Source organism: Acetonema longum DSM 6540 (assembly GCF_000219125.1).
Taxonomy (GTDB): Bacteria; Bacillota; Negativicutes; order Sporomusales; family Acetonemataceae; genus Acetonema; species Acetonema longum.
Genome location: NZ_AFGF01000088.1, coordinates 1 through 3,972, shown reverse-complemented (window position 1 = coordinate 3,972; position 3,972 = coordinate 1). Strand labels below are relative to the sequence as shown.

General features: G+C 43.6%; 3 protein-coding genes. All 3 read right to left on the bottom strand.

Annotated elements, in window-relative coordinates; translation table 11 throughout:
• Nucleotides 1-604: 604 nt before the first annotated feature.
• Complete coding sequence (locus ALO_RS10695) at nt 605-2,308, bottom strand: tetratricopeptide repeat protein (RefSeq protein ID WP_004095556.1); 1,704 nt, start codon at nt 2,306-2,308, stop codon at nt 605-607.
• 6 nt (nt 2,309-2,314) lie between these two features.
• On the bottom strand, nt 2,315-3,394 hold the full coding sequence (locus ALO_RS10690) for a DUF5050 domain-containing protein (protein WP_004095555.1): 1,080 nt from the start codon (nt 3,392-3,394) through the stop codon (nt 2,315-2,317).
• A gap of 59 nt (nt 3,395-3,453) precedes the next feature.
• On the bottom strand, nt 3,454-3,972 hold a 519-nt coding region (locus tag ALO_RS22435), incomplete at its 5' end, for a M15 family metallopeptidase (protein ID WP_004095553.1).

Sequence of the window (3,972 nt, the reverse complement as noted above, 5' to 3'; positions counted from 1 at the left end):
ACGGGGACATTCATATCCTTCTTGCTTCATTATACCAAACGCTCAACGTTCGGGGGTTATCTATTCCCTGTTGGATAATCCTTCTGTACTATATCTTACAGGGACGGGGATATTGACATTCTATTAGGTTTTACAGAACATTTTCTCTATTAATTCAAGGAATGAATTCTGCCATAAGGAACACTTCCTGTGTCTAAGCGTTTTGTAATCATATATCACTTTCTTTTCCGAACGTTGAATTCCTGTTTTAGTCGATTTCTTCAGGACGTACTATATTTAACTCAGAAACTACATGTTAAAACGTGACCCTTTCAGCATATCCGAAGTCTTACTCTTGTTGTCAACAACCCCATCCCCTGACACTTTTAATCTCTTCCCACTTTTCTTTTGGTTGTCGGGCTTTTCAGAGTATGGTTATCACCTCTACTTTTGAGCTGCTCTTCAAGAGAACCGTCCCCTCGAGTCTTACCCTCGAGTCTTAAAAATGTGGCCCTTTCAGCATACTCGAAGTCTTAATCTTGTTGTCAACAACCCCTCATGAGACTGTCGTCTCATGAGGGGTTGTTTTCTCGTTATTAGCTATCTTCTGGTATGTTTTTTTATTTTATGTAAGTTGCTTCAGTGCAGCCTTGGCAGCATCATTGCCTTGTTGCGCAGATTTTTTTAGCCATTTAACAGCCTCCGTCCGGTCTTGACGTACATCCCAACCGTTAGCATAAGCCAGGCCCAGGTAATATTGGGCTTGAGCATTGCCTTTTTCTGCTGCGTCTTGTCTCCATACTACCGCTAGAGCATAATTGTCTATAACACTGAGGTTGTCTTGCACTATTTCTACTAACGCAAATTGCGCCAAGGCATAGCCTTTATTGGCAATGGGTTCCCATAGCTTAACTGCCTGCTTTGGGCTTTTATCGACGCCCTTGCCTTCATAGTAGGCAACGCCTAGGTGATACTGAGCTGCTGCATTCCCCTTTTCCATTGCCTTTTGATAAAATTTTATCGCAGTGGCATAATCTTTAGCAACGCCCTGGCCTTTATAGTAGGCTTGTCCCAGTCCCACATAGGCGGGAATATAGGCTTGTTCAGCCGATTTTTTCCAATAGGAAACCGCAGCCGCTTCGTCTTTGACAATTCCGTCGCCTGTGGAGAGGGCAACGCCGAGATAGTATTGCGCTACTTTATTGCCTTGAGCTGCGCCTTTTGTCCACCACATCACGGCTTTTTTACTATCCTTGGTTGTTCCTTGGCCCAGAAAGTAGGCAGTGCCCAGCATGGTTTGCGATTCCGGTTCTCCTTTTTCAGCGGCTTTTTGCCACCAGATTACGGCTTCGGCATGATTTTGGGGCACTCCCTCACCGCGATAATAGGCAAATGCCAAGTGATGCTGCGCTAACATTTGACCTTGATTGGCAGCTTTTAGCCACCATTGGATTGCTTGTGCCTGGTCTTTGGCAATTCCCTGTCCTTCATAGTAAGCAACTCCCAGCATGGTTTGAGCATCGGAGTCTCCTTTGTCGGCGGCCTTCCTCCACCATTTGAGGGCTTCTGCCTGGTCTTGATTTACACCATGCCCAAAATGATAAGCAAAGCCGACCATGGCAAGAGACGCCACGTTGCCTTGCCCGGCAGCTTGCTTCCACCATTTTACCGCTGCTGCAGGGTCTTTGGCTACGCCAATGCCGTTATAGTAGTGAATGCCCACTCTATGCTGTGCAGGGGCATATCCATTGTCAGCCGCTTTCCGGATCCAGGTAAAGGCTAAGGTTTGATCTTTTGTTACGCCTGTCCCACTATAGTAAGCCATACCGAGAAAGTATTGGGCAGCGGGGAATCCTTGGTCTGCGGACTTTTGCCACCAAGCCACTGCCTCAGCAGCATCTTTATTTACAACATACCCGCTAGAATAGGATACACCCAACATATGTTGAGCTTGCATACTTCCCTGATCAGCGGATTTTCTCCACCAGTATACCGCTTGCTTGGGGTTTTGCTCCACTCCATTGCCACTCATATAGGCAAATCCCAGCGCCGTTTGGGCTGCCGAATTTCCCTGATCGGCTGATTGTTTAAACCATTTTGCAGCTTCTTTATAGTCGCGCGGGACACCTTGTCCGAGATATAGGATATGACCCAACTGATATTGAGCTTGGGGGTCTCCTTTTGCAGCGGACTGACGCAGTTCTGCTATGGTAGCAGCCTGGGCCTGACCGGTGGGATTGCCTAGTATAAAGCCAAGAAGGAGTACGGTCAATACACTGGCGATGACCAGTCTAAAACCGGTTTTCCCTTGACCCTGAATGGAAGACACTTTATATCACTCCTTTATATATGGCACCATAGGTTTACCGCCGGTACTTACCTTTTCATGACCAGTGCCATCTAGACGAATGCGTTCCAGTTCCGACCATTCAGCGTAATAGTGGTGAAAATACATCCAGTCCCCGACTATATTGCCGGCAGTCGCTTGCGCTATTTTCCGTTTGTTATTACCGTTTGAGTCCATCATGTACAGTAAAAATTTTCTTCGAGGTTCCTCCACGCTGTAGTAAATATTTCCACCATGGACGGTAAAGTTAAAAACCATCTCATCGGTTACTTTATAATGTTCTGTACCATCCACTTTTATTTTATATAGAAATCCTTTGTCCGTCCAATCATAAACCCCTTGTCTTCCTGTGGAATAATACAACCACTTGTCGTCAATGATCATGGTTCCGACTTTGCCATTAAAAATTCGTTCTTTCCCGCTGCCATCTAGTTTTATTTTGGAGATACCACTGTTTGATGTATAGTAAACCCAGTCTTTAGTTACATTGAGATTTTGACAGTCTTCATCGACGAGTTTTGTTACTTCTGTTCCATCTGTTTTCATACGATAGATTTTATTAGCATCAGTTCTGCTAATATAGTAAATAAACTCTCCGATAACATTCAATTCTACTGATATATCATTATTTAACTGTGTTCGATTCGTACCATCGGTTCTAATTTTGTAAATTGGTCCGGAATGAAAGCCACGTACTCCACTAGTATACTTCCCATAATAAATCCATTCTCCTATCACATTAATATAGTGTGCGGAATCGTTGGATATCTTTTCCTTAACGCCACTGACTAAATTTTGACGATATAATGTTGCGCTATCTAGTTCATTACTTTGATCTTCATTGCGATAATACACCCAATCTCCTTGAATTGCCGCATACCCACCATTAGTAATATTCCCGTACGAATTCCCTTGATTAGCTACTACTTGATCTAATTGCGTCACCGTTTGACCACGTTTCACTGACAATGCACTCACGGTTTTTGATTTTTTAAATGATATTCCTTCGTAATGTGAAAATAAAGTAATAAGAAGAATTATTAAGAAGCATATTCGTATATATTTCATTTGCTTACCTCCCACTTTCAAATTTATCCCTTACTACAACTTTTTCCATCCACATCTACTCATTTAAGAAAATCAGGTATGTAGCTAAAGTCCCAATGCCAATGTTCCCTCCAATATGGTTTAAATCCAAATCGATATGCATTGTTCTTCAGCCATTGATGCTCCCGTGAACCATTATCAATCCAAAAATCAATGGCATTTCCCCAACCATGATTACTGCGGCCCGGCTCTGCTACCAAGTCTCGATCTCCACCTTTATCGGAATCGTATTTTATCTGAGTGGCAAGGTCGCGATAGCCTTCTGCCGATCCAGATGATTGAAAACCATTTATATTTAGCGTTGGGTCTTCATGTGCTGCAGCTTGTACCAAATAAGCCCAACAAACTGCTGTACTGGATGCTAAGGTTGCATCTTCCTCCTCTGCTGAGGGAATTCGAGTAAGCGTAGATACATCAAGTCGCCCATTAATCGTATAATCACGACTTATAGGATCCAATGGCGAGCCGGGTTCCAGGAGGAGATCTTGATATTTGATATCATTCACAACACAATACTTAAGTGCATCAATGGTCGCCTG